22 protein-coding genes are annotated in these 23,824 nt (G+C 68.2%); 4 read left to right on the top strand and 18 right to left on the bottom strand.

The genetic code is table 11. The features are described from left to right. Window positions 1-3: 3 nt before the first annotated feature. The 13 genes from rplE to ACOI2T_RS29295 form a co-directional block, all read right to left on the bottom strand. Window positions 4-567 carry a 50S ribosomal protein L5 gene (gene rplE / locus ACOI2T_RS29235; protein WP_067842243.1) on the bottom strand — a complete coding sequence of 188 codons (564 nt, stop codon included), beginning with the start codon at window positions 565-567 and terminating at the stop codon, window positions 4-6. Between the two features lies 1 nt (window position 568). Further along, window positions 569-886, bottom strand: coding sequence for a 50S ribosomal protein L24 (gene rplX, locus ACOI2T_RS29240; protein ID WP_067842241.1), 318 nt, complete (start codon window positions 884-886; stop codon window positions 569-571). After that, window positions 887-1,255: a 50S ribosomal protein L14 gene (gene rplN, locus ACOI2T_RS29245; RefSeq protein ID WP_014814254.1), complete on the bottom strand. Its 369-nt coding sequence runs from the start codon at window positions 1,253-1,255 to the stop codon at window positions 887-889. A gap of 253 nt (window positions 1,256-1,508) precedes the next feature. Beyond that, window positions 1,509-2,891, bottom strand: a complete 1,383-nt coding sequence (locus ACOI2T_RS29250; protein WP_409502068.1) for an amidase — start codon at window positions 2,889-2,891, stop codon at window positions 1,509-1,511. Next, window positions 2,888-4,384, bottom strand: a complete 1,497-nt coding sequence (locus tag ACOI2T_RS29255; RefSeq protein ID WP_409502069.1) for a permease — start codon at window positions 4,382-4,384, stop codon at window positions 2,888-2,890. The genes ACOI2T_RS29250 and ACOI2T_RS29255 overlap by 4 nt, the downstream gene beginning before the upstream one ends. A 164-nt stretch (window positions 4,385-4,548) precedes the next feature. Further along, entirely contained in the window at window positions 4,549-4,977 is a 429-nt protein-coding gene (locus tag ACOI2T_RS29260; RefSeq protein ID WP_409502070.1) for a RidA family protein, read from the bottom strand. Further along, on the bottom strand, window positions 4,967-6,517 hold the full coding sequence (locus ACOI2T_RS29265) for a gamma-glutamyltransferase family protein (RefSeq protein ID WP_409502359.1): 1,551 nt from the start codon (window positions 6,515-6,517) through the stop codon (window positions 4,967-4,969). The genes ACOI2T_RS29260 and ACOI2T_RS29265 overlap by 11 nt, the downstream gene beginning before the upstream one ends. Before the next feature lie 49 nt (window positions 6,518-6,566). Continuing rightward, window positions 6,567-6,920: a Rieske (2Fe-2S) protein gene (locus tag ACOI2T_RS29270; protein WP_067842230.1), complete on the bottom strand. Its 354-nt coding sequence runs from the start codon at window positions 6,918-6,920 to the stop codon at window positions 6,567-6,569. A 14-nt stretch (window positions 6,921-6,934) separates the two neighbouring features. Then, window positions 6,935-8,374 (bottom strand): aldehyde dehydrogenase family protein, encoded by a 1,440-nt coding sequence (locus ACOI2T_RS29275; RefSeq protein WP_409502071.1) that lies wholly within the window; start codon window positions 8,372-8,374, stop codon window positions 6,935-6,937. Further along, a complete protein-coding gene (locus tag ACOI2T_RS29280; protein WP_409502072.1) occupies window positions 8,371-9,600 on the bottom strand; it encodes an NAD(P)/FAD-dependent oxidoreductase in 1,230 nt (409 codons plus the stop codon). Before ACOI2T_RS29280 ends, ACOI2T_RS29275 begins: the two co-directional genes overlap by 4 nt. Continuing rightward, a complete protein-coding gene (locus ACOI2T_RS29285; protein WP_067842220.1) occupies window positions 9,597-9,974 on the bottom strand; it encodes a Rieske (2Fe-2S) protein in 378 nt (125 codons plus the stop codon). Before ACOI2T_RS29285 ends, ACOI2T_RS29280 begins: the two co-directional genes overlap by 4 nt. Before the next feature lie 34 nt (window positions 9,975-10,008). After that, window positions 10,009-10,728, bottom strand: coding sequence for an iron-containing redox enzyme family protein (locus ACOI2T_RS29290; RefSeq protein ID WP_067842216.1), 720 nt, complete (start codon window positions 10,726-10,728; stop codon window positions 10,009-10,011). 119 nt (window positions 10,729-10,847) lie between these two features. Then, window positions 10,848-11,300 carry a GlcG/HbpS family heme-binding protein gene (locus tag ACOI2T_RS29295; protein ID WP_085146535.1) on the bottom strand — a complete coding sequence of 151 codons (453 nt, stop codon included), beginning with the start codon at window positions 11,298-11,300 and terminating at the stop codon, window positions 10,848-10,850. Between the two features lie 186 nt (window positions 11,301-11,486). Between ACOI2T_RS29295 and ACOI2T_RS29300 the strand changes: the two genes are divergently transcribed. Beyond that, a complete protein-coding gene (locus ACOI2T_RS29300; RefSeq protein WP_409502073.1) occupies window positions 11,487-13,154 on the top strand; it encodes a PucR family transcriptional regulator in 1,668 nt (555 codons plus the stop codon). Here ACOI2T_RS29300 and ACOI2T_RS29305 read toward each other — a convergent pair whose 3' ends face one another. After that, on the bottom strand, window positions 13,155-14,531 hold the full coding sequence (locus tag ACOI2T_RS29305) for an MFS transporter (RefSeq protein ID WP_409502074.1): 1,377 nt from the start codon (window positions 14,529-14,531) through the stop codon (window positions 13,155-13,157). A gap of 367 nt (window positions 14,532-14,898) precedes the next feature. Between ACOI2T_RS29305 and ACOI2T_RS29310 the strand changes: the two genes are divergently transcribed. Together ACOI2T_RS29310 and ACOI2T_RS29315 are read left to right on the top strand one after the other, a co-directional pair. Further along, complete coding sequence (locus ACOI2T_RS29310; RefSeq protein WP_409502075.1) at window positions 14,899-16,473, top strand: hypothetical protein; 1,575 nt, start codon at window positions 14,899-14,901, stop codon at window positions 16,471-16,473. Between the two features lie 3 nt (window positions 16,474-16,476). After that, entirely contained in the window at window positions 16,477-17,205 is a 729-nt protein-coding gene (locus ACOI2T_RS29315; protein ID WP_409502076.1) for a YoaK family protein, read from the top strand. On the opposite strand, the gene ACOI2T_RS29320 is transcribed toward ACOI2T_RS29315, so the two are convergent. The 3 genes from ACOI2T_RS29320 to ACOI2T_RS29330 all read right to left on the bottom strand — a co-directional run bounded on the left by ACOI2T_RS29320 (window position 17,137) and on the right by ACOI2T_RS29330 (window position 21,234). Further along, window positions 17,137-18,018 carry a formylglycine-generating enzyme family protein gene (locus tag ACOI2T_RS29320; protein WP_409502077.1) on the bottom strand — a complete coding sequence of 294 codons (882 nt, stop codon included), beginning with the start codon at window positions 18,016-18,018 and terminating at the stop codon, window positions 17,137-17,139. The genes ACOI2T_RS29315 and ACOI2T_RS29320 overlap by 69 nt on opposite strands. 114 nt (window positions 18,019-18,132) lie before the next feature. Continuing rightward, window positions 18,133-20,496 (bottom strand): sulfatase-like hydrolase/transferase, encoded by a 2,364-nt coding sequence (locus tag ACOI2T_RS29325; protein WP_409502078.1) that lies wholly within the window; start codon window positions 20,494-20,496, stop codon window positions 18,133-18,135. 57 nt (window positions 20,497-20,553) lie between these two features. Then, on the bottom strand, window positions 20,554-21,234 hold the full coding sequence (locus ACOI2T_RS29330; protein WP_409502079.1) for a DUF2306 domain-containing protein: 681 nt from the start codon (window positions 21,232-21,234) through the stop codon (window positions 20,554-20,556). A gap of 55 nt (window positions 21,235-21,289) precedes the next feature. On the opposite strand from ACOI2T_RS29330, the gene ACOI2T_RS29335 reads away from it, so the two are divergent. Beyond that, window positions 21,290-21,988, top strand: a complete 699-nt coding sequence (locus tag ACOI2T_RS29335; protein ID WP_409502080.1) for a TetR/AcrR family transcriptional regulator — start codon at window positions 21,290-21,292, stop codon at window positions 21,986-21,988. 6 nt (window positions 21,989-21,994) lie between these two features. Here ACOI2T_RS29335 and ACOI2T_RS29340 read toward each other — a convergent pair whose 3' ends face one another. Beyond that, the gene (locus ACOI2T_RS29340) at window positions 21,995-23,722 is read right to left on the bottom strand and encodes a cytochrome c biogenesis protein DipZ (RefSeq protein WP_409502081.1); all 1,728 of its coding nucleotides are present in this window, start codon (window positions 23,720-23,722) and stop codon (window positions 21,995-21,997) included. Window positions 23,723-23,824 lie beyond the last annotated feature (102 nt).

Consider the following 23,824-nt stretch of genomic DNA (forward strand, 5'->3'; position numbering starts at 1 on the left):
TACTCAGTTCTCCTTGAACGGGAAGCCCAGCGCCCGCAGCAGCGCGCGGCCTTCGTCGTCGTTCGTCGCCGACGTGACGACGGTGATGTCCATGCCGCGGGCCCGGTCGATGCTGTCCACGTCGATCTCGTGGAACATCGACTGCTCGTTCAGCCCGAAGGTGTAGTTACCGGTGCCGTCGAACTGCTTGGCGCTCAGACCGCGGAAGTCGCGGATACGGGGCAGCGCGATCGAGATGAGCCGGTCGAGGAACTCCCACATCCGGTCGCCGCGCAGGGTCACGCGGGCACCGATGGGCATTCCCTCGCGCAGCTTGAACTGGGCGATCGACTTGCGCGCGCGGCGGATCTCCGGCTTCTGACCGGTGATCAGCGCGAGGTCGTTGACCGCACCGTTGATCAGCTTGGCGTCGCGGGCGGCGTCACCGACACCCATGTTCACGACGACCTTGACCACACCGGGGATCTGCATGACGTTGGCGTACTCGAACTGCTTCTGCAGTTCTTCGCGGATCTCCTCGCGGTAGCGAGCCTTCAGCCGCGGCTGGGTCTTCTCAACAGTGGTCATCTCAGATGTCCTTGCCATTGCGCTTGGAGACGCGGACCTTCTTGCCGCTCTCCTCATCGACGCGGTAGCCGATGCGGGTCGGGTTGCCGTCGGAATCCACCACCATCACGTTGGACACGTGGATGGGCGCCTCCTGGGTGACGATGCCACCCGACGATGCGCCGCGTTCGTTGGCCGACTGGGCGGTGTGCTTCTTGATGCGGTTCACGCCCTCGACGAGCACCTTGTTGCGCTCGGGGTAGGCCACCAGGACCTTGCCCTTGGCGCCCTTGTCCTTGCCCGAGACCACCAGCACGGTGTCACCCTTGTGCACCTTCATTTACAGCACCTCCGGGGCCAGCGAGACGATCTTCATGAAGCGCTTCTCGCGCAGTTCGCGACCGACCGGCCCGAAGATGCGGGTACCGCGGGGGTCGTTGTCGTTCTTGATGATGACGGCCGCGTTCTCGTCGAACTTGATGTAGCTGCCGTCGGCGCGGCGGCGCTCCTTGACGGTGCGCACCACGACGGCCTTGACGACATCGCCACGCTTGACGTTGCCGCCGGGGATGGCGTCCTTGACAGTCGCGACGATGACATCACCGATGCCGGCGTAGCGCCGCGACGAGCCACCGAGCACGCGGATGCACAAGATCTCCTTGGCGCCCGTGTTGTCGGCGACCTTCAACCGCGATTCCTGCTGAATCACTCGATCTCCTGACCTGGTTTTGTATGCACGCCAGATACCGACCTGGACGTGCGCGGTCTTTGTCACCCAAGGGCACGCGGGGCTAACCGGAACTGTGGATCAGAACAGCGGCCAGCCGAGGTCTGCCCAAGGCAACCCCTACATACTAGGTGAGCACGCCGAATGCACCAAATCGTCGCACTTCGCCCGCCGAGCATGCGGGTCAAGCGGCCGCCGCGCCGCGTTTCGACGGGCGTGCGCGCACGCTCGGCGATCAGCGCGCGATGTCCTCCATCGCCGCGGCGGCTGCCAGAACCAGCAGGTCAGCGTGGCGGCGTCCGACGATCTGCAGCCCGACCGGTGCGCCGCCGACCCTACCGGCAGGCACCGAGACGGCGGGCTGCCCGGTCAGGTTGAACGGGAACGTGACGGCGAGCGCGCCCCAGTGGTTGACGGGCTGACCGGCGATTTCCGTGGGCATCGGGCCCTGCGCGGCGAATGCCGGCACCTGGGTCGCCGGTGTGAGCAGCAGGTCGAAACGTTCGAAGGCCTCGGCGACGGTCGCGACCAGGAGTGCCCGTGCCTCGTGCGCGTCGGCGAGCGCATCCGCGTCGAGGCCGGCGGCCGCGTCGAGGTAGCCACGCAGTGTGGGGTGCACGGTTGCCCCGGCTGACAGGTCGCGCAGCTGGGCATACACGTCTGGGGCCGACAGCGTCCGAAACGCCGCGCCGCACCGTTCGTCGATCCGTAGCTCGGCCGCGGCGCGTTGCGCGCCGGTCGCGGCGATGAACTTCTCCGCGGCGGTCTGCACCGCCTCGGCCACGTGCGGATCGCACGGCGCGTTGCCGAGATCTGTCGTGAACGCTACGCGCAGTCCGCGCAGATCGGCGTCCAGGTTGTCCTGGAAGCGGGCCGGTGCAGGCAGCGAGGCGCGGTCATAGGGATCGACGCCGCATACGGAGTCCAGGAATCGAGCGGTGTCGCGCACGGTTCGGGTCAGTGCGCCGTAGTGGTCGTTGTCGGCGACGCCGCGGTGCCGGGGACCCCGTGGCACCAGGCCGTAGGTGCCTTTGAAGCCCACCAGGCCGCAGTACGACGCCGGGATGCGCAGCGAGCCGGCGCCGTCGGTGCCGGTGGCGATCGGCACCATCCCCGCGGCCACTGCCGCCGCCGAACCACCACTCGAACCGCCCGGGGTGAGTTCGGGATTCCACGGATTGCGCGTAACGCCGTGCAATGCGGATGCGGTGAAGGACGCGCGCCCGAATTCCGGTGACGCGGTGAGGCCGAGCGGCACGGCGCCGGCTTCGACGGCCCGCGTGACCAGCGTGCAGGTGTGATCGGCGATGCGGTCGGCGTAGAGCGTGCTGCCCATTGCGTACGGCCAGCCCTGCACCGGGTGAAGTTCCTTGACGCCCAACGGGACACCGGCCAGCGGGCCGGGATCGGCGCCGCGGGCCACCATCTCGTCCACCGCGCGCGCCCTGTCGAGGGCACGTTCGGCGTCCACATGGACGAAGGCGCCGAGCACGCCGTCGACGGATCCGATCCGGCGCAGCGCCTCCTGCACGACCGTGACGGCGGCGAGCTCACCCGAGCGGACCAGCGCGGCGGTGTCGACGACGGTGCGGCCCGGAGCCGCCAGGCTGCCGCTCACATCAGCACCGCCGTCGCGATCGCGGTCGCCACCACCAACCCGGTGACCACCGGGATGAACAGCCGTCGCGCGAGGTCCACCACCGACACCCCGGTCAGGCCGGCGACGACGATGAGCGACGACCAGATCACCAGCGTGCCGCCGCCGGTCCAACTCGCGCCGTTCTGCGCGATCGCGGCAAGCGTCGCGACATCGGTCGTGCTGTCGCCGAGCGTGCCGGCGAGGGATCCGGTGAACGGCAGGCCAGGCCAGCCGTTGCCGTCCAGCCCGATCAGCGTGCCGACGAACAACATTGCGAAGGCGGCGAATACGGGTACCTGGGGGATGTGCGGCTGTACCGCGCCGACCGCATCGAACAGGAACGCCGGCGCCTGCGCGTCCTCGGACAGGCCGAGGATTCCCGCGGAGTAGTCGGCCAACCCGATGTAGACGAATCCGGCCACCGGGATCACCATGCCCATGGTGCGGAACGAGAACGCGATGCCATCGGTGAAATGCCCGCCGACATCCTCGAGCCACCCTTTTCGGTTGGCCAGCAACGAGATTGCGACAAGGGCCAACGCAGCCGTACCGCCGACGAGCGGTGCGCCCAGCCCTTCGTCGATGTCGGGCACAATCGTGGTGAACCGGCCGAGCAGCATGAACACCAGCAGCCCGGCGAACAGTGCGGGTACCGCGACGGCGATCAACAGCGCCTTCGGTGACCGGGGTGCGGGCGCGGCGGTGTCGGCCGGCGCGGTCAGCGTCGCGACGGCGCTCTGCGTGGCGCCACCGCCTGTGGGTGCCGTGCCGCCGGACGGACGCGGCGCACCGCCGCCACCGTCGGACACCGGCAGTTCCACCTGTTCGGCGGCCGCGGCATCGAGCATCTTCGTACGGACATCGCGCAGGTAGGCGATCGCCAGCGCCACCGCACCGGCGATCAAGGCGATGATGGTCGCGCGATCGGCGATCAGCCTGGCGGGCACATCCGCCCCCTCGGCCGACAGCGCGGGTGCGACACCCATGATGTAGTCGGAGCTGAGCGCCATGCCCTGGCCGGCGATAGCGATGGCGAGCGCCGCGCCGAGCGGCGGCAGACCTGCCCGAACCGCGGCGGGCAACAGGATCGCGGCGATCAGCGGGAGCACCGGAGTGGGCCAAAACGCCAGCGACAGCAGGAATGTCACGACTGCGAGCAGGACGTAGGACAGGTGCCCGTTGCGGAACAGTCCGCTCAACGGCCGGATCATGACGGTGTCGGCGCCGAGCGCACGCATCGCCCCGAGCATCGCGGTGACCAGGGCGATGATGATGAAAATCGGCAGCAGCTCCCGGGTTCCGGCGATCGCGGCGTTGAACACGGCCCCGAGCCCCATGGTGAAGCTGCCCTGATAGGCAAGGCCGGTGAGGAACGTGGCGATGATGGCCGGGGCGATGACGTTCTTCTTGGCCACCACGGTCCCGATCAGTACGACGAGGCCGACCAGGTAGACCCAATGGGCTGCGGACAAGGGCGCCACCATCCAATCCGTTAGGCTGATCTAACTGTCTGCAATTGACATACCACGATGGTGCTCAAGGGGTTTCGTGATTGTGGTCGATTGACCCGACCGCGACCATGTGAACCTGCACAGCCATCGCGCCGGCGCGCTGTGCAACATGGCCCAGCCCCATCTCAACTGACCGCGGCGATCAGGTCGACCTCGACCGGTGCACCGGACGGCAGGGTTTGCACGCCGATGGCCGCGCGGGCGGGCAGTGCGGCCTCTCCGAGCGCGTCGCGGATCGCCGCCGATGCACCGTCCGCCACCGCCGACAGTTCGTGAAACGTCGGCGCGCATGCGATGTAGACCGTCATCCGCAGACAGCGGATGCCCGCATCGGGCGGCGCCTGCGAACGCACCGCGGCCAGCGCGTTGCCGGCCGCCACGCCGGCCGCGGCGCGGGCTTGTTCGGCGGTCACGGTCGCACCGACCACACCGGTCAGGATCAGTACGCCGTCGCGCCGTGGCGTCATGCCCGCGGTGTAGATGACGCCGTCGTGCTGCACGGCCGGTACGTAGTCACCCTGCGGGGCCGGCGCGGTAACCCGGTCAGTCGACACCGATTGCCACGCCTTCCTGCCGGGGGTCGGCGGCGCCGCTGAGAACTCCGCGTTCGTCGCGGCAGATCACCTGCGCGCTGCCGCCTGCACCGTAGGCCGGCTGGACGACGACGCGGTGGCCGAGTTGCTCGAGCCGGCTTCGTGTTTCGTCGGGGATCCGCGCCTCGACGCGCAGTTCGGCGGGGTGGCCGATCACGTCGGCGTCGGAGCCGGGGTACACCGTGAACCGCGGCGCGGACACGGCGGCCGCCGGGTCGAGGCCGTGGTCGAACACGTGGGAGATCAGCTGCATGTTCCACTGCACCTGGCCGTCGCCGCCCGGGATGCTGCCGAGCGCGAGCAGCTCGCCGTCGTCACCGGTGGCGATCCAGGCGTTGAGCGTGTGCAGCGGTTTGCGCCGCGGCGCAAGCTCGTTCGGGTGGCCGGGGATCAGGTATGCGCCGCGGCCCAACCGGTTGTTGAGCACCACCCCGGTGCCCGGCACCGTCAGCTTGGCGCCGAACGTGTAGCCGAGCGAGTGGATGAACGTCACCGCGCGGCCTTCGGAGTCGACGGCGACCGTACAGGTCGTGTCGCCGCCTCGCACCTGGAACGCGAGCTGACGCGCACCGGACAACTCGTTCCGCTGCGCTTGGATCCGGCTGGTTTCCAACACATCTCGCGCTCCGGACGTGTCGCTGCCGCAAAGCGCGAAACGGTCCTCGAACGCGACCCGCGCCGCGCGGGCCATACGGTCGATGGCCTCGGCGCTGAGCCACGGCGCGAATCCGACGGCACCATCACACAACGCGGCCTGTTGCAGCACCATCCAGCCGGGTGTCGGCAACGGCGTCTGGTGGATGGTGGCGCCGGCGTAGCGGCCGGTGATCGCGGGCTCGGGCACGGCCACCGCCCCGGCGGCCCATTCGTCACCGCCGAACGGGGCGCCGGCCGCGGTCAGCGTCTCGAGCGCACGCTGTGCGAGCTCGCCGGTGTAGAAGTCGCCGGGATCGCGCGCGATCCGGCGGATCGTGCGCGCGAGATCCGGTTGGCCGACACGATCGCCGATGCGCACCGGTTCTCCGGTCGGCGCGTACACCGCGGCCAGCCCGCTGTCGGCGCGGATCGCCGCGAACGCCTCGTCGACGTCGGCGGCCGTCTTCGCCGAACACGGTGGGCCGGTGTCGGCGAGCCGCGCCGCGGGCTCCCACAACTCGCTGAGCGTGATGGTCGCGCCGTGCGCATGCATGGCCGCCAGCGCGGCGGGCGCGCCGGGCACCGTCACGCCGAGTGCGCCGTCCAACGGGATGGCCGCCATCCCGCGGTCCCGGTAGAACTGCGTGGTTGCTCCGTCGGGGCCGAAACCCGAGCCGCCGATGGTCCACACGCGTCCGTCGGGTTCGCGTACCACCGCGAAGGCGTCGCCGCCGATCCCGCACTGTCCCGGCAGCGTGAGCCACGTGATGGCCGCCATGGCCAGGGTCGCGTCGATGGCGTTGCCGCCTGCCGACAACACCCGGGCGCCCGCGAAACTCGCGGCGGGGTGACTTGAGCTGACCATGCCCCCGACCGACAGCGCTGAAGGCCGCTGCAGTGTCGTCACGTCGCGATCACGCTCCCTTGCGTCGGCGCCGCGGCCCGACAGGCATCTCCCCTGCCTCGACGCCGACGAAGATCTCGCCGTCGCGTTCCTGCACCGGGTAGGTCTTGATGGCGACGGTCGCGGGCGGGCAGATCGGTTCGCCGGTCTCGAGGTCGAACGCGCTGCCGTGACACGAGCATCCGATGCCGTCGTCGACGAGCTTTCCCGACGACAGCATGCAGTCGAGGTGCGTGCAGTAGTTGGAGGTCGCGTAGGCCTTGCCGTTGAGGCGAGCCACCGCGAATTCGTGGTCGTCGGCGAAGAACCGCCGGACGATGCCTTCGGGCACCTGCCCCGACCGGGCGACTCGCTTGAATTCCATTGCAGCTCCTGTGGTTAAACGGCCGGGTTGAGGTAGACGGTTTTTTCGAGCGTGTAGAACTCCATGAGCGTCGCGCCCGCTTGTTCCTTGTACGTCTGGGTACTCGACGACTTGTAGCCGCCGAACGGGGCGTTCATCGCCATGCCGGTGGTCGGCTGGTTGATCTTGACCAGCCCGGTCCGCGACTGACGCGCGAAGTGGGTTGCGGTGGCGAGGTCGGACGTGACGATCGCGGCGCTCAACCCGTACTCCGTCGCATTGGCCAACGCGACCGCCTCATCGAGGGTCGCCGCCCGCTGGAATGCGACGAGGGGTCCGAACACCTCCTCGGCAACGATACGCATGGTGGGCAGCGCATCGGCGAACACCGTGGGCCGAACGAAGAATCCGCGCTCGCCGACCGTGGTACCGCCGCAGCGCAGCGTCGCGCCCTCGGCGACTCCGGCCTGCACATAGTGCAGGAACTTGTCGAGCTGGTCGGCACTGGCCAGCGGGCCCATGCTCACCCCCGGCTGGCTGCCCGGACCGACCTGCAACGCTTCGGTTTTCGCGATCACCCGCTCCAGCAGGGCGTCGTGGACGGCATCGACCGCGACGACGCGACTGGTCCCGGTGCAGGCCTGTCCACTCAGCCCGAACGCGCCCTTGACGATCAGCGCGGCGGCGCCGTCGAGGTCGGCGTCGGCGGCAACCACCACCGGGTTCTTGCCGCCCATCTCCAACTGCACGCGCCGCTCCGGACCCACCTCGCGATGGATCGCCCGGCCCACCCTGGTGGAGCCCGTGAACGTCACGGCCGCGACCCGCGGATCGGCCGCGACGGCCGCTCCCGCGGTTCCGTCACCCTGCACCAGCGCGATCGCGGCAGGCGGCAGCCCGCCGTCCAGCAGCGCCTCGACGAGACGCTGGCCCATCAGCGGTGTCACCTCGGATGGCTTGTACAGCACGGGATTACCGGCGGCCAGCGCGGGGCCGATCTTGCGGGACGGGATGTTGAGCGGGAAGTTCCACGGCGTGATCGCGGCGACGATGCCGACCGGTTCGCGCAGCGTGTAGACGAGGTTGTCCCCCGCCGAGGGGTAGGTGGACCCGGTGGTGCGCGTCGCCTCGCCCGCGTAAAAGCGCAGGTTCGCCGGGGTCCGGCTGACCTCCATGGTGGCCTCGGCTTTGGTCTTGCCCTCTTCGGCCACCAGTTCGGCGATCAGCGTGTCGGCCCGGGACTCCAGTTGCGCTGCCGCGGATTCCAGGATCGCGGCACGCCGCTCCGGCGGCGTCGCCGCCCACTCGGGCGCCGCTTTCTCCAGCGCGTCGACCGCGGCGCGGACGTCGGCCGCATCCGACGCCGGAAACGTGCCGATCAGCTCGTCGGGGTCGGCGGGGTTGCGCCGCTGAAAGGCCCGGCCGGAGACCGCCGGAACCCACTGCCCGTCGATGAAGTTGGCGCCTTGGGTCATCGGGTCACCGCCTCCTCGGTATCCACCAGATCCCACAGGTCAGCGTCCTCGTCCTCGAGCACGGCACGCTCGACCCGGCGGCCGAGCAGCTCGCGTCCCACCATCACGTCCTCGCCGCGGTCGACCGTGAACACCCCGCGCAGGGCGTCGTCATCGACATAGAAAGCGGTGAAGTCGAGTGCGTCGACGTCGCCGCGGATGACCACGTCGGCGGTTGCCGCGCCGAGGAATTGGATGTTGTGGTCGAACTGGTCGGACCAGCACCACGGGGCGTCGTCGTTGACGGCGTCGCGGCCCAGCATCGCGTTGGCCACGGCAGCACCTTGTTTGTTGGCGTTGTCGAAGTGGTCGTGGCGGACGTGACGACCCGCCCGCGTCGAGTAGCGCCGCGCGACGTCGCCTGCTGCGTAGATACCGGTAATCGAGGTGCGGCCCTGCTCGTCGACGACGATGCCGTCGTCGACCGCCAGTCCCGACGCCGACGCCACCGCCGTGTTGGGCGTGATGCCGATGCCGATCACCACCGCATCGGCCTCGATCGGCTGCCCACCCCCACAGGTCACGACAACCCCGTCTGCGGTGGTGCGCATCCCGTCGACGCCGATACCGGTGCGGAGATCGATACCGTGGTCGCGGTGGATGCGGGCCACCTCGGCACCGATGCGCGGCCCGAGAATGCCGCCCAGCGGTACCTGCGCGGCCTCCAGAACCGTAACCTCGACACCGAGATTCTTTGCGGTCGCGGCGATTTCGAGTCCGATGAACCCCGCGCCGATGATCGCCAGCCGCCTGCCGGCCGTGAGTGCGGTCTGCAGCCGCTGCGCATCCTCGACGGTGCGCAGGTAGTGCACGAGCTCCGGCCGCGGACCGGGCACCGGAAGCGCCCGGGGCCGTCCACCGGTGGCGAACAGCACCGCATCCGCCTGGATGGGCGCCCGGCCGGCGAGTTCGACGCTGCGGGTGCTCGCGTCGACGCGCGTCACCTCGGCACCGGTCAGAATCTCGACGTCGTTGTCGGCGCGCCAGGTCTCCGGGAGGATCTCCAGCGAATCGAATGTGTCTGTTCCGGCGAGGAACTCCTTCGACAACGGCGGCCGCTGGTATGGCGCGTACGGTTCGTCGCCGACGAGCAGGATGCGGCCGTCGAATCCGCGCCTTCGCAGCGTGCGGGCGGCCACCGCGGCGGTCTGGCCCGCTCCGACGGTGACGAATGTCCGGCTGGTCATGGCTGTGCTTCCTTTCCGTCAGACCCGGTGGCCACCGCGCTCATCCGCGCCGTGGGGTTGACGTAGACGGTGCCGTCCTCGACCCGGACCGGATAGGTGGGTTGGCAACGGTCCTGGCTTTCCTCATATCCGGTTTCCAGGTCGAACTGCCACTGATGGCCGGGGCAGATGACCTTGCCGTGCAACAGCGTTCCCTTCGCCAGGGAGCGGTCCTGGTGTATGCAGCTGTCGGCGAACGCATATACCTGCCCCGCCGCCTCGAACAGCGCGATGGCCAGGCCGGCGGCGCCGTCCGAACCATCCAGCGTGACGCGCAGCTTGCGGCGACGGGCGAGTTCCTTGGTACTCGCCACCGCAATCCAATCCGTGGTCACAGCTCAACCTTTCTGCCGAGGCGGCGGGGTCAGATCAGACGGACGCCGATTCGAGGTCCGGTGCGACGTAGTAGTCGTAGAGACCCTTGGTGTAGGAGAAGCGCATCTCGGCGCCCCAGCGCACCAGTTGCAGGCAACGCTGCTGCAACTGCGGGGTGTCGGCGTGGTCGAGCACGATCTGGTAACCGCGTTCGCCGTGCACCACATCGGAAGTGATGTGCAGATCGAAGAACTCGATCTCGTCCTCGGTGAATCCGTACACCTCGCGCAGCGGCACGATCTGCTTGGTGTAGATGCTGGGCACCTGTGATTCCAGGCCGACCACCAGGGCCGCCGTCGCCACCACGAAGTGTTCGCGCTGCGACACCGCATAGCACCACGCCTGCAGCCCGCGCGTGATGGCGTTCATGTTCGACGGATCCTCGATCCGCTCACGTGTGGTGCCGCAGGCCTCGCCGAACTTGATCAGCAGGTCGGTGTGGCGGATGTCGGCCAGCTCCTCCTCGTACATGTTCTGGAGCGTGAAATCCTTTGCGCCGGTGAACTGGTCGGGGGTGTTGGAGTAGATGTTGGCCAGGTAGTCGGCGAACGGCCCGACATAGTGGTAGTGGTTCTCGGCCCACCGCGCGAAGTGCTGCTTGCTCAGCTTGCCTTCCGCCCACGCCTTGGAGAACGACGCGTTCTTCGCCTCGCGGCCCTTGATGGCGTTCTCGAGTTCAGCGCGAAACTCGTCGCGCCCGAGCAGCTGGGTCATCGATCAATCCTTTCGGTGAAAACACTTGGGTACCAGGGACATTAGCTAGAGCGCCGGGTACCGGCGATGGTCACAATCACCGGCGATGAGGCCGTTGCCGGGTCAACGTGCACACCAGCTCAAGCGCGGGCGACCGACGCGGTCAGCGCATCGAACTCCGCGAGGATCGCCGCGCCGACGGCCTTGTCCTGTTCGCCGTTGCCGCCGCTGATCCCGACCCCGCCGACGATCTGACCGTCGAACACCAGCGGAAACCCGCCGACGAAGATCGCGAACTTGCCGGGCAGCATGTGGCTGATGCCGAATGCCTCGTTGCCGGGCAGTGCCGGGCCGTTGGGCGGCTCGTTGAACAGATGTGTGGCGCGCTCATGCCCTGCGGCGGTGAACGCCTTGGCGATCGCGATGTCCACACCGGTCAGGCGGGCGCCCGGCAACCGGTGCAGCGCAAGGACGTTGCCGCCGTCGTCGCAGATGCACAGGGTTTGCTTGACGCCGATTTCCTCGGCCTTGGCGCGACCCGCGGCCAGCAGTGGCAACGCGTCGTCGAGGGTGATGCGGTGAATTCGATGCATTGATCTTTCGCTCTCTCGCGGCAGTCGGTGTCGGCTGACGCTGGAATGTCTATCAACGAGCAGGTCCCCGATGGGATGGTTAATATGACCTGAATCTGTGGCCGCTGACGGTTAAGTTGCACATGGTGTCTGTGCCGACACGTCCGGTAATCGATACACAACGCACAAAAGAGCACGGGGTTTGACATGACAGAACCACCGACCGGCACCGGCCGCATGACTGTGCAGGGACTGCTGGACGAGTCGCTCATGTCCGGCGCCCGGGTGGTCGCCGGCACCGACCGACTCGACCGGGAACTCACGTGGGTGTTGCCGCTCAACGAGGTGCTGTCGCAGCATGACCCGCTCGACGCCGTGGCGGTCTACGCCCGGCCGGAGTCGTTGGTGGCAAACGGTGCCGCGCTGTCGGCGCTGACCGCGCGGGGTGCGACCACGCTGCTCGTCGACGGCGTCGTCCCGCCCGATCTGGGGCGGCTGCCCACCGGCCTGGTGGTCGTCGAACTCGGGATACCGGTCGGTTTCGCCGCCCTCAACCGGCTACTGGCCGAGCGCGCGCTCAGCCAGGAAGTCCACGTCATGCGGTACTCGACACACGTGCACGCGTCGCTTGCCGGCTTGTTCCATCGCGGTGCCGGGCTGCAGATCCTGGTCCGGGAGGTGTCCAACCTGGCGCGCAACCCCGCGGTCGCGCTGGATGCCCGAGGACACGTGGTCGCGCACACCGGGCTGACACCCGAAACCCTTGCACCGCTCGCTGATTCGGTGAACGACATGCTCGCCGCCGATGTGCCTGCCGCCGAACGGCGCTCCGATGGGCACGACACGCGCATCCAGCCGATCACCGGTCTGCACGACAGCACCTGGACGTGTGTCGCGAGCGCGATCCGGCTCGGCAAGTCGTTCGAAGGCTGGGTTGTGATCCTGGTACCCGACCCACACCCCGGCAGCCATGATCTCGCCAGGTACTCGGTGCTGACCGAGCAGGCGACCGCGATCATCGGTTCGGAGATGTTGCGGCAACGCAGCGTCGACGAGGCCGAGGAACGCGCCAGGGGCGACTTCGTCCAGGCCCTGGTGCACGGCAGCTTCTCCAGCGAACACGACATGCGCGCCCGCGCCGAGCACCACGACATCGAACTCGACGCCCGCTTCGGGGTCTTCGTGGCTCCCGGGGTGCTGCCCCGCCGCGTCGACAATCCGACCGCGAGCATGGTCCGCCTGGCCCGGTATGCCGCAGGCGTCGCACCGCACCCGGCGGTACACGCCTACGTCACGGTGATCGGCGACGTGCTCGTCGTGGTCCGCACGCTGCGCAGCCAGGACGGCCCGGCCATGCGCGCCGAGATGGACGAGTACGCGCAAGCCATGTCGCTCGAGCTGGAGCGGCGGCGCGGCCTGCGTGCCCCGGTGGCGTACGGTCGGCCGGCGCGCGGCGCGAGCGAGGTCAGGGAAAGCTATCGCGAAGCCCGCGTCGCACTCGGCATCGCGCGGCGCCTGCACCGCACCGGCGCCACGTCGTATCAGGAATTGCGTGGCTTCACCGTGCTCGCGCAGGTGGCCGAAACCGAGCAGAGTCGCCAGCTGGTGCGAGACATGTTGGGGCCGTTGCGGTCCGGGCCCGACCTGTTGGAGACGCTCAGCGCCTACCTGAGCGAGGGCGGCAACGTGAACGCCACCGCGCGCGTGCTCAACGTGCATCGCAACACCATGCTGGCCAAGCTGGACCGGATCTCGCGGCTGCTCGGCATGGACATCCGCGTCCCGGAAAACCAGTTCACGGTGTGGCTGGCGATCCGGCTCGACCTCCTCGACGAGGTGCACTCGGCGATCGACCGGGAAGCCAGCTTCCGCTGATCACACCGGCTGCGGGTCGGGGCCGAAGAAGGATCCGGCCAGCCCGAGGGTCACGATCACCGCGCACGCGGCGAACACCGCCGGATAGTCCGCCACGTCGAGCGCGACCGCGACCCACGCCGCACCGCATGCCGAACCACCGAACCGAACGAGATTGAACAAGCCGAGCCCGGTGCCCTGCGCACCGGCGGGCGAGCGCGTCGCGCCGGTGGCCGCCGGTGTCTGCACCAACGCGATGCCGATCCCGCCGGCCACCAACACCGCGATCAACGCGGGCAGGACGATCCGATCCTGCGCCACGACCACCGCCATGCCGACCTGGGCACCCAGCAACAACACCAGGCCGGTCCGCAACACGCGCCTCGGCCCGAGCCGGTCCTGCCACCGCCCCACCCCCGGGCCGAGGACCGCCATCGCGGCGGGAACCGTGAACAGCACGAATCCCGCAGCCGAGATCGACACCGAGTTGCCGACCAGATAGAGCGGCACCGCGAGCAATGTCGCACCGAGACAGAACATCTGGGCGAACGCGGCCAGGCAGCTGCGGACGAACCGCGACTCGCTGATGAGCCGGACGTCGACGAACGGACTCTCGGCACGCCTGCAGTGCCAGCCGAACCAGGCCAGCGCGGCCACGGCGGCAGCGGCTGTGCCCGCGATCAGCCAGCCGCTGACGTCAGGCCGCGACACCACCGCGAGCGCGAGCATCAGCAACGCCGAACCGATCGTCAGCGCGGCCGCCCCGGCCAGGTCGAACGACATCTTGACGCCCCGATAGCGCGGCACGTAGCGCAGTGTTCCGGCGAAACCGGCCAGGGCCACCGGGACCAGCGGGACGAACACCCACCGCCAACCCCAGGTGTCGGCCACCAGGCCGCCGAGGCTGGGGCCGACCGCCTGGCCGATACCGTTCGCCGACGCCCACGCACCCATCGCGCGGCCTCGGCGTTCGCCCGAGAACATCCACGCGATCAGGCCCATGACAGCCGGGGCGAACGCGGCCGCGGCGACCCCGCCCGCCGATCGCCAGGCGATCAACAGCGGCAGCGACGGTGCCGTTGCGGCACCGACGGCGCAGACCGCGGTCGCCAGCAGGGCCGCGCAGTACACGCGCCTGCGGCCGAATCGGTCGCCGAACCATCCGGCCAGCGGTATCGTCGCCGCGAAGCAGACCAGGAAGCCGACCACCACGAACACCCCGTTGCCCAGTGGAGCGTCGAACTCGTCGATGATCGCGTCGAGCGGCACGTTCACGACGTTGTTGCTCACGGTGCCGACCACTGTCCCCGCCAGCAGCGCTGCCAGCCCGAGCGGCGTGCCGCTGTCCTGGCATGCCGACCGCGAGCCGGGGTGTGTGGTGGAACGAACGTCGGTCATGGTGCTCGCAACCATCCTCGTAGGCAACGGAATCGGGGTTCTCTCCCCCTCCCATGCACTGTCTCACTGCCACGGCCGACATAGGGCGATCCCACCGGGCAATAGTGCACAGGCCATCAGCGCACCGTCTGGTCAATCTGCACATGAGCGCCGCTCCACGGCACTGTCGCCGACGGTCGGCACCGCAGTCCAACCCAATCGTTACGTGGTCGAAACCGCACGATATGCGGTCGACAAGTTTCGAACACACTGCACATGGTGAGGCCGTCGCCGATGTGCACTGTTGTCGTTGACCCAGGTCGTGACCGCGCCGAACATTCCAGCATCAGACTGCACAGCCCCCAGCAGTTCAACGAGAGGTCCCGAATTGGACATCCAACTCACCGCGGCGCACTGGATCTATCTGGCCGGCATCGTCGTCATATTGATCACGATGGCGATCCGGAAGAACATCGTGGTGCCCGCCGTCACCGCAACCCTGCTGACCGCATGGGCCTTCTCAGGCAGCTTCATCACCGGCCTGTCGTCGATCTTCAACGCGAGCCTCACCGCGGCGAAGGAACTGTTCAACATCTTCCTGATCATCGCGATCGTGACCGCGATGCTGGGGGCACTTCGGGAGATGGGCGCCGACCGCATGATGGTCACGCCGTTCCGGCGGGTCATGCGGGCCGGCACCAGCAGCTTCATCGTGCTCGCCGTCGTGACCTACGTGATCTCGCTGTTCTTCTGGCCGACGCCTGCGGTCCCACTGGTCGGCGCGGTCCTCATACCGGTCGCCATCCGGGCCGGCCTGTCACCGTTGTCGGTGGGCATGGTCATCGCGATCTGCGGTCAGGGCATGGCGCTTTCATCGGACTACATCATCAAAGTGGCGCCGGGCATCTCGGCGAAGGCCGCGGGTGTGGATCCCGATGCCGTGGCCGACAAGGCCATGGTGCTGTCGCTGATCGTCGGCCTGACCGCACTGGCCATCACGTACTTCATGCAGCGCCGCACCTGGCGGACGCCGTCCCCGGAGCTGTTGCGCGAGTGGGAGAACGAGGCCGAGCGGTCCCGCGACGACGACGCCGATACGCCGGACACGTCATTGGGTGGGGGCGGGGCGGCCCGCAAGAACATACCGGCTCCGCCGCCGGTGACCGGCCCGGTCGTCACCGACGGCACGACCGCCACAGCTACCGCCACGGTGGTCATGTCCGATCCGGTCCAGGCACCCGAGCCCGAGCGAAAGATGTTGGCGGCGAAGCTGTTCGCGGTGCTTGTTCCGTTGGTCTACTTCGCGTTCATCGTCTATCTGCTGTTGGGGAAGTTCACCACCGCGGTGCCGCCGCTCAAGGGCGGGGACGCGGCAGCGATCGTCGGCGGGCTCGCCGCGCTGCTCCTGTTCGCGGCGTCCGCCACCAACGACAAGCGCAACTTCCTGGAGACCTCGTCCCAGCACGTGGTCGACGGCCTCGTGTTCGCGTTCAAGGCCATGGGGATCGTGTTGCCGATCGCGGGCTTCTTCTTCATCGGGAACGGTGACTTCTCGGCCGCGATCCTCGGAATGCCCGCGGACGCAAAAGGTCCGGCGTTCCTGTTCGATCTCATCACCGCCGCGCAGTCACTCGTGTCGCCGAATCCCGTTGTCACGGCGTTCGCCGTGCTGTTCGTCGGCCTCATCGCGGGCCTGGAGGGGTCGGGCTTCAGCGGGCTGCCGCTGACCGGTTCGCTGTCGGGTGCGCTCGCACCGGTCGTGGACATGGATCCCGCGACACTCGCCGCGATCGGCCAGATGGGCAACATCTGGTCGGGCGGCGGAACGCTTGTCGCGTGGTCGTCACTCGTCGCGGTGGCCGGATTCGCGCGGGTGCCCGTTCTCACCTTGGCGCGCAAGTGTTTCCTGCCGGTGATGAGCGGGCTGATCCTGGCCACCGTGTTCGCGATCGCCGTCTTCTGACAGATGCGGCAACCGGATCGAAATCGCCTCGGCCTCCTCACGACACTCGCGCTGACGTTCGTCACCGGGATCGTCGACGCGGTCGGTTATCTCGGCCTGGATCGAGTGTTCACCGGAAACATGACGGGCAACATCGTGATCCTCGGCATGGGTGTGGCAGGCGCCGACGACCTGCCGGTGCTCGGGCCCGCGATCGCGCTGGCAGGGTTCACGGCGGGGGCGCTGGCCGCGGGGCTGACCGTGCGCAGACGCTCGGCGCGCGGCTGGGACACCCGCATCACACTGCTGCTCACGATCGGTGCGGCGGTGCTCCTCGCACTGACGGTCGCCGTCGCGCTCGGCGGTGACAATCCCGGCGCCACCGGGCAGGTCGTCATCGCCACCGCGATCGCCACCGTGATGGGTGTGCAGGCAATGGTGGCCCGCGCGCTGGCCGTCAAGGACATGACGACGGTCGTGGTGACCTCGACCCTGACGAGCCTGGCCGGCGAAACCTGGACCGGCGGCGGACGCGCGGCGGTTTTCAACCGCAGGATCGCCGCGATCGTGGTCATCTTCCTCGGCGCGGTCGCAGGCGCGGTGCTGCTGCGACTGCACATGGCCGTGCCGCTGGCCCTGGCGACGGCGCTGACGGTTGCCGTCGTCATCGCCGGGCACCTATGCCTACACGAGCGCGTCAGCCACGCACCGGAACCCGATGTGAGTCGTCGAGCTGTCCTGCGACTGCGGTGATCGCGCGGCAGGCCGGTAGCGGTGACAGTATTCCGGGGCACACAGGTGCGAGCCGCCCTTGAGCACCTGGTTCACGCCGGGATCACCGCTCGGCGAGGGGCAGCACCCCGACTCCGCCGCACCGGACCGGTGGTGCGGCGCGAACCGCGTCGTCGTCCACTCCCACACGTTGCCGATCATGTCGAACAGCCTTAAGGCATTTGGCGGAAACGTCCCGACCGGCGAGGTGCCCACCCAGCCCAGCGCACCGTCGTTGCGGTACGGGAACCGGCCCTGCCACGTGTTCGCCATCAACCGGCCATCCGGGGTCGCCTCGTCGCCCCAGGCATAGACGCCCTCGACGCCGCCGCGCGCCGCGTACTCCCATTCGGCCTCGGTGGGCAGCCTGCGGCCCGCCCAGGCCGCGTAAGCCACCGCGTCGGGGTAGGCCACCTGAACCACGGGATGGTCCGGGCGGCATTCCGCACGCTGCGGCCCGAACGGGTGGCGCCAACTCGCGCCCGGCGCCCAGTCCCACCACTGCCGCCAATCACGCAGGTCGACCGGTCCCGGGGTGGGCCGGAACACCAGCGAACCCGGTTGCAGGTCCTCATCGGCCACGCCCGGGTACAGCGCGGGGTCGAGCGGACGCTCGGCCACCGTCCGGTAGCCGGTGGCGTCGACGAACTCGGCGAACTGGGCATTGGTGACGGGATGTTTCTCGATCGCGAAGTCCGCGACCGTCACGGTGTGGATCGGCGCCTCTTCGGGGTAGAAACTCGTCGAACCCATCCGGAACGACCCGCCGGGGACTTCGACCAGCTCTGTCACCATCCGTTCAGGGTATGCCGATGCCGAAGTCGGCGATCAGCGCAGGCACCTCGAAACGCCGGTGTCCGGGCGGTGACCAGGGGCTTCTGGTCGTTGATCCAGATGTGGACGAGGCGATCAGTCCTTCGAGAAGGCCAGCGCCAGATCGGCTTTCACGTTCTCGTACGGTGCACCCGACAGGTCGACGGTGACCTTGGCGATGCTGCCGCCGGTGAACGGGAACGGTGCCCGGTAGCTGCGCGACACCGCCGACCCGGTGTTGCGGCCGACGCAGATTCCGCCACCGGCCAGGGCGAACATGCCGGGATGGGTCTGCATGCCGGCCAGTTCGGCCACTGCCGCGTCGTCGACGAACAGGGTGGTGTCGCCGAGTGGGGTGTGGCTGTCCGGCACGGTTCCGGTCCGCTGGTAATTGACGCCGAAGACGTGCTGTCCCAGCGTGACCGGATCGGGTGAGGACAGCAGCTGCTCGCGCTCGCCGAGGAAGTTATAGACGTAGTGCAGATAGCCGTCGGCGAGGAACAGCACGTGACCGCCGTGCGCACCGCCTTGTTTGAACAGCACGCCCTCGGCGTCGGCGGTCTCCACCGTGACCTCGGCGAGAACCTTGAACGACTGCCCGCGGAGTTCGGCGGCCGCACCGAGACCGACCTCTGCAGTGTGCGGGTAGTAGGTGTAGGTGGTCCGTTCGCCGACCAGGTAGGGGCGCCACCGCCCGATGGTCTCCAGAATGTTGAGGTCGGCCAGCGGCAGCCCGTTGTATTTGGCGGCCTCACTGAACCACAGCTCCTTGAGCTCTTCGAGTCTGTCCGGTTGCTCGGCGGCGAGATCGTGGCACTGGCTGCGGTCGGATTCGATGTGGAACAGTTCCCAGCGGTCTGCCTCGAAATGCGACCAGCCCGACGGGGTTGCGGCGTGCACGGTGTTGGCGAACCAGCCTTTGTGCCAGATCCCCCGCGTCCCCAGCATGGTGTAGAACTGGGTCTCCTTCCCGGTCGGTGCGTTCGGCTCGGCAAGGGCCACTTTGAAACTCACGCCGTCGAGGGGCTTCTGCGCAACGCCGCGCACCGTCGCAGGCGGGGTGATACCCAGCAGGTCGTAGACCGTCGGGGTGATGTCACAGACGTTGATGTAGTTGTCGCGGACCTCGCCGTGTGCGGCAATCCCGTTGGGCCAGGAGATGATTGCCGGATCGGCGATACCGCCCTCGTGTGACGCGTAGCGCTTGAACAGCTTGTACGGCGTGTTGAACGCCATCGCCCAGCCGATCGGGTAATGGTTGTAGGTCTGCGGGCCGCCGAGCCGGTCGAAGAACTTCAGCCCCTCCTCGGCGGTGTCGATGTAGCCGTTGAAGAACTTCGTTTCGTTGACCGAGCCGTTCGGGCCGCCCTCCCCGCTGGCACCGTTGTCGGAGATCACGACGATGACGGTGTTGTCGAGCTGGCCGGACTCCTCGAGGAAGTCCAGGATGCGGCCGATCTGGGCGTCGGTGTAGGACAGGAAGCCCGCGAACACCTCGGCCATCCGGCAGAACAACCGCTTCTCGTCGTCGGACAACGTGTCCCACGGGCGCACGGTGTCCTGGGCCGGCCAGGGTTCACCGTTGGGTCCCGTGGTGTCGGCATACGGGTTGACCGGAGGCAGTTCGGTGTCGGGCGGCACGATGCCCAGCCGCTTCTGGTTTTCCAGCACGACCTCGCGGTAACGCTCGTAGCCCATGTCGAAGCGGCCCGCGTACCGGTCGGCCCAGTCCTTGAACACATGGTGCGGTGCATGCCCGGCACCCGGGCACAGGTAGGTGAACCACGGCTTGTCCGGCGCGATGACCTTGGCGTCGCGGATGAACTCTATGGTCTTGTCGGCCAGGTCTTTCGACAGGTGGTAGCCGTCTTCGGGTGTCGCGGGCGGGTCCACCGGATGGTTGTCGTAGACCAGGTCCGGATACCACTGGTCGGTCTCGCCGCCCATGAACCCGTAGAACCGTTCGAATCCGCGGCTCAGCGGCCAATGCCGTTTGGTCGAGGCGAGATTGGACTCCTCCAGCGGCGTGAGATGCCACTTGCCGACGCAGTAGGTGTTGTACCCGTTTTCGGCGAGCACTTCCGGCAGCAGCGCGGTGTCGAACGGAATTCGCCCGTTGCAGTTGGGAAATCCGTCCGTGAACTCCTCGATGGTCGCCATGCCCACCGTTGTGGCGTTGCGGCCGGTGAGCAGAGCCGCCCGCGTCGGGGAGCACAGTGCGGTGGTGTGGAACTGCGACAGCCGCACACCTCGCTCGGCGATACGGCTCATCGCAGGCATGTCGACGAGCCCGCCGAAGCAGTCCCAGGTTGCGATGCCGGTGTCGTCCCACACCAGGTAGAGCACGTTCGGCGCGTTCTCCGCGGCTGTCGGCGCGGCGTACGGGCCCCAATCCGGTTCGGAATCCCTGATGTCCAGTTCGATCTTGCCGTTGAACGCCCCGTCGGTTCCAGCAGCCATGACGAAACCTCATCCCGGTCGGTGAACCGCCGGCGGTTTGGACGATTCGCCCGGAGACTACACCGGCTCGCGGCGTGGCGCCGGAGAAACTGACGACGGCGAAACCGTGGGCCGCCGCGTCAACCACAGCTGTAGGGCCAACATCGGTAAGGTCCACCCCAGCCACGCGCCCAGGCCGGCCACCGCCCACAGATAGTGCTCGTCGTTGCCGTCAAAGACGCTGTCCCGTAACGGTTCGAAGGCCAGGTAGAGGACGGGCGTCCAGACGCGGTTGGTGATGATGGACAGCGCCAGCGTCACACTGCGCAGCATCTGGCGTCGGTGCACGCCGAAGCGGCGTTGCCGCGCGGCGATGAACCCGTCGACGGTGAACCACAGCCACAGCGCTCCGAGCGCCACGTTGCTCGCGGCGAGCACCGGGCCGAACGGGGTGGCGACCCCGATCACCATGGCACACACCGCGGCGGGAATGGCCGTGAAGACATACACCCGCCCGGTTCGCCGGTGCAGTCCCGGATGGCGACGCCGCAGCCCGGGCCAGATCTGCGCGACCGCGCACACCATGGCCACGCTCGCCAACAGGACGTGTGCGACGAGCAGCGGATAGTGCAATCCGAACGTGGCGGGTACGCGCGTGCCGCCCGTCAGGTACGGCGGTATCGAGTAGGCCAGGAACGCGACGACGACGAGGGCCAATGCGCCCGCCAGGCCGACCTGGCGACGCGATGCGTATGTCATACGCAAAAGCGTACGACATACGCTCGTGCTTGTCACTGGTTTACGCTGAGCACCGATGACCGCACCGGACGACCGACTCCCCCACGCGCTGCGGGAGCTGTGGCAGCAGGACACCGCGCCACGGCGCGCCCGCGGGCTGACGCGTGAGGCGATCGTCGCGGCGGCGATCGACCTGGCCGACGCCGATGGGCTCGGCGCACTGTCCATGGCCCGGCTGGCCGAACGGCTCGGCTGCGGGACGATGTCGCTCTATCGGCACGTGGCGAGCAAGGACGAACTTGTGATGTTCATGCTGTCAGCCGGTCCGGGTCCGCCGCCGCCATCCAGCGACTGTGCGAATTGGCGTGACGCGCTGGAGAATTGGGCCTTCGGCCTGTGGGAGGTCTACCACCGGCACCCGTGGATCCTGCCGGCCGCTTCGATGGGCCCGCCGGTCGACCCCGGGCAGCTGGCGTGGCTGGATGCCGGCCTGGCGGCACTTGCCCCGACCGGATTGTCCGAGCGCGACAAACTGGCTGCGATCATGGCAGTGCTGCACTACGTGCGCGGTGCCGCGGCGATCGACATCGAGGCCGGTCAGACCGATCCCGGGCTCTTCCCATTCGTCGTCAGCACGTTGCTGGATCGCGACCGTTTCCCGGCGCTGGCCGCCGCGGTGCGGGCCGGCGCGTTCGGCGACGATGACGACCGCGTGGCCGACTTCCGGTCCGGCCTTAACCAGCTACTCGACGGCATCGCGTCACGGATCACCTGACCCGCGCTATCCGTAGGTGAACGAAAACGCCTGCAGCCCTTGGCTCAGGCGTACTTCGAGTTCGCCACGCCGCACTTCGCCGGCCGCGACGACCTGGCGCAATGTGGGCGGACCGCTGACGGGCACGGTCGTCGTCGCGCCATCGCGGATAACGGTCACCGTGCCGGTACCGCCGACCACCAGATAGACATCCTTCGCGTGGTAGTTCAGCCTGATGCTCGACGTGTCGGCGCCCGCGGTGGCGCCCTGGTAGTCCAGCCGCCACGGGCCGCGCAGGGCAAACGAATCCTCAGGCAGGCGCGCCGGATAGGCGAACGTGGCCTCGCCCTCGTCGTACACGCCGCCGCCGGCGTAGTTGATCTCCTTGCCGACGCCGAGGTACGTCTCGGGCGTGCGGTCGGAGTCCGGTGTCGTGTCTACGGCGTCGGTCGGATCCGGCAGCTGGACAGCCGGATTCGCGTCGACCAACAACTCGCGGATCAAGCGCTCGGTCGTCGCATAGTCGCCTTCACCGAACTTGATGTGGCGCACGGTGCCGTTCGCGTCGATCAGATATTCGGCCGGCCAGTACCGGTTGCGGTAATCGGTCCATGTCGAGTAGGCGTTGTCGAGTGCGACCGGGTAGGTGATACCGAGGTCGGCCGCCCCGCTCTCGACGTTGGCCCGCACGCGTTCGAACGCATACTCCGGAGTGTGCACGCCGATCACGGTGAACCCGAGATCCCGGTATCTGTCGTACCAGTCGACGATATGTGGCACGGCGCGTTGGCAATTGATGCAGGAATAGGCCCAGAAGTCGACGAGCACGACCTTGCCACGCAGCGACTTGATATCCACCGCCGCGCCGTCCGGGGTGTTGAGCCAGCCATTGATGCCGGTGATATCCGGTGCGGGCCCGCAACTCTTGAGTTGCTCGGCGCCGTTGGCGCAGTTGGACAATTGCGCGTTCTGATCGGTGATGATGCCGCCCAGGTTGTCCTGCAATTCGGTCGTCGAGGCAACCCTGTCCTGCAGTGCCGTGGTGTAGTCGGGGATCGCGCGCTGCAGCGTCGCGGGAAGGTTGACCGCGAGCGCGAGTGCGAACACGATCATCACGACACCGCCGGCCACCCGGATCTGGCGTTGCCGATGCCGAAACGCGTTGACCCGCTCCGCCACCCGCCGGCCGGCGAGCGCGAAGACGAGCAACGGCAGCGCGGCCCCCACCGCGAACGACAACGTCAGGGCCACGGTGTTCAGCCCGATCGAGCCCGTCGCACCCGCGACCACGATCGCGGCCAGCACCGGTCCCGCACACGGCACATACAGCACCCCTAACGCGAGGCCAAGCCCGAAACCGTTACGCCCACTGCCGAACTGCTTCTGCGGGATACGGGAGAACGGCTTCTCCAGCAGCTGCTCGACGCGCGGAAAGATCAGCCCGATGCCGATCAGGAGCAGTGCGATCAGCCCGGCCCACCGGATCGCGTCCTGCGGCAGATTCAGTAGTTGCAGCGCCGCCGAACCCACGAGCGTCACCGCGCTGAAACTGAGGACGAGTCCGGCGATCACGAAATACGGGCGCAGGGCCTGTGCGAGCGACGGTTTCACTTCGATCATGGTCGTGCCGCGATCGCCGGGCACACGGGCACTTTGCGCGCCGGAGAAGAAGATGACCGGCAGCACGGGCAGGATGCACGGCGAGATGCCGGTGATGAGGCCGCCGAGGAATCCGATGAGCACCAAGGTGTACATGCTCGGTATTCGGAACCGGTCCCCGGAAGGATTGCTCCCATCCATGACGCAGACCACTCCGAATACCCGGTAGACGACGGCAACCGCTGTCGCCGACACAGG

This window comes from Mycolicibacterium wolinskyi str. Jessa 2025, from assembly GCF_049241375.1.
In the GTDB taxonomy this organism is placed as follows: domain Bacteria; phylum Actinomycetota; class Actinomycetes; order Mycobacteriales; family Mycobacteriaceae; genus Mycobacterium; species Mycobacterium wolinskyi.

Excerpts from the sequence above, each read along its gene's own strand:
- rplE (WP_067842243.1), bottom strand. The coding sequence starts at position 567 with ATGACCACTGTTGAGAAGACCCAGCCGCGGCTGAAGGCTCGCTACCGC.
- rplX (WP_067842241.1), bottom strand. The coding sequence starts at position 886 with ATGAAGGTGCACAAGGGTGACACCGTGCTGGTGGTCTCGGGCAAGGAC.
- ACOI2T_RS29265 (WP_409502359.1), bottom strand. The coding sequence starts at position 6,517 with ATGGTCAGCTCAAGTCACCCCGCCGCGAGTTTCGCGGGCGCCCGGGTG.
- ACOI2T_RS29270 (WP_067842230.1), bottom strand. The coding sequence starts at position 6,920 with ATGGAATTCAAGCGAGTCGCCCGGTCGGGGCAGGTGCCCGAAGGCATC.
- ACOI2T_RS29275 (WP_409502071.1), bottom strand. The coding sequence starts at position 8,374 with ATGACCCAAGGCGCCAACTTCATCGACGGGCAGTGGGTTCCGGCGGTC.
- ACOI2T_RS29280 (WP_409502072.1), bottom strand. The coding sequence starts at position 9,600 with ATGACCAGCCGGACATTCGTCACCGTCGGAGCGGGCCAGACCGCCGCG.
- ACOI2T_RS29290 (WP_067842216.1), bottom strand. The coding sequence starts at position 10,728 with ATGACCCAGCTGCTCGGGCGCGACGAGTTTCGCGCTGAACTCGAGAAC.
- ACOI2T_RS29295 (WP_085146535.1), bottom strand. The coding sequence starts at position 11,300 with ATGCATCGAATTCACCGCATCACCCTCGACGACGCGTTGCCACTGCTG.
- ACOI2T_RS29300 (WP_409502073.1), top strand. The coding sequence starts at position 11,487 with ATGACAGAACCACCGACCGGCACCGGCCGCATGACTGTGCAGGGACTG.
- ACOI2T_RS29305 (WP_409502074.1), bottom strand. The coding sequence starts at position 14,531 with ATGACCGACGTTCGTTCCACCACACACCCCGGCTCGCGGTCGGCATGC.
- ACOI2T_RS29315 (WP_409502076.1), top strand. The coding sequence starts at position 16,477 with ATGCGGCAACCGGATCGAAATCGCCTCGGCCTCCTCACGACACTCGCG.
- ACOI2T_RS29320 (WP_409502077.1), bottom strand. The coding sequence starts at position 18,018 with ATGGTGACAGAGCTGGTCGAAGTCCCCGGCGGGTCGTTCCGGATGGGT.
- ACOI2T_RS29325 (WP_409502078.1), bottom strand. The coding sequence starts at position 20,496 with ATGGCTGCTGGAACCGACGGGGCGTTCAACGGCAAGATCGAACTGGAC.
- ACOI2T_RS29330 (WP_409502079.1), bottom strand. The coding sequence starts at position 21,234 with ATGACATACGCATCGCGTCGCCAGGTCGGCCTGGCGGGCGCATTGGCC.
- ACOI2T_RS29335 (WP_409502080.1), top strand. The coding sequence starts at position 21,290 with ATGACCGCACCGGACGACCGACTCCCCCACGCGCTGCGGGAGCTGTGG.
- ACOI2T_RS29340 (WP_409502081.1), bottom strand. The coding sequence starts at position 23,722 with ATGTACACCTTGGTGCTCATCGGATTCCTCGGCGGCCTCATCACCGGC.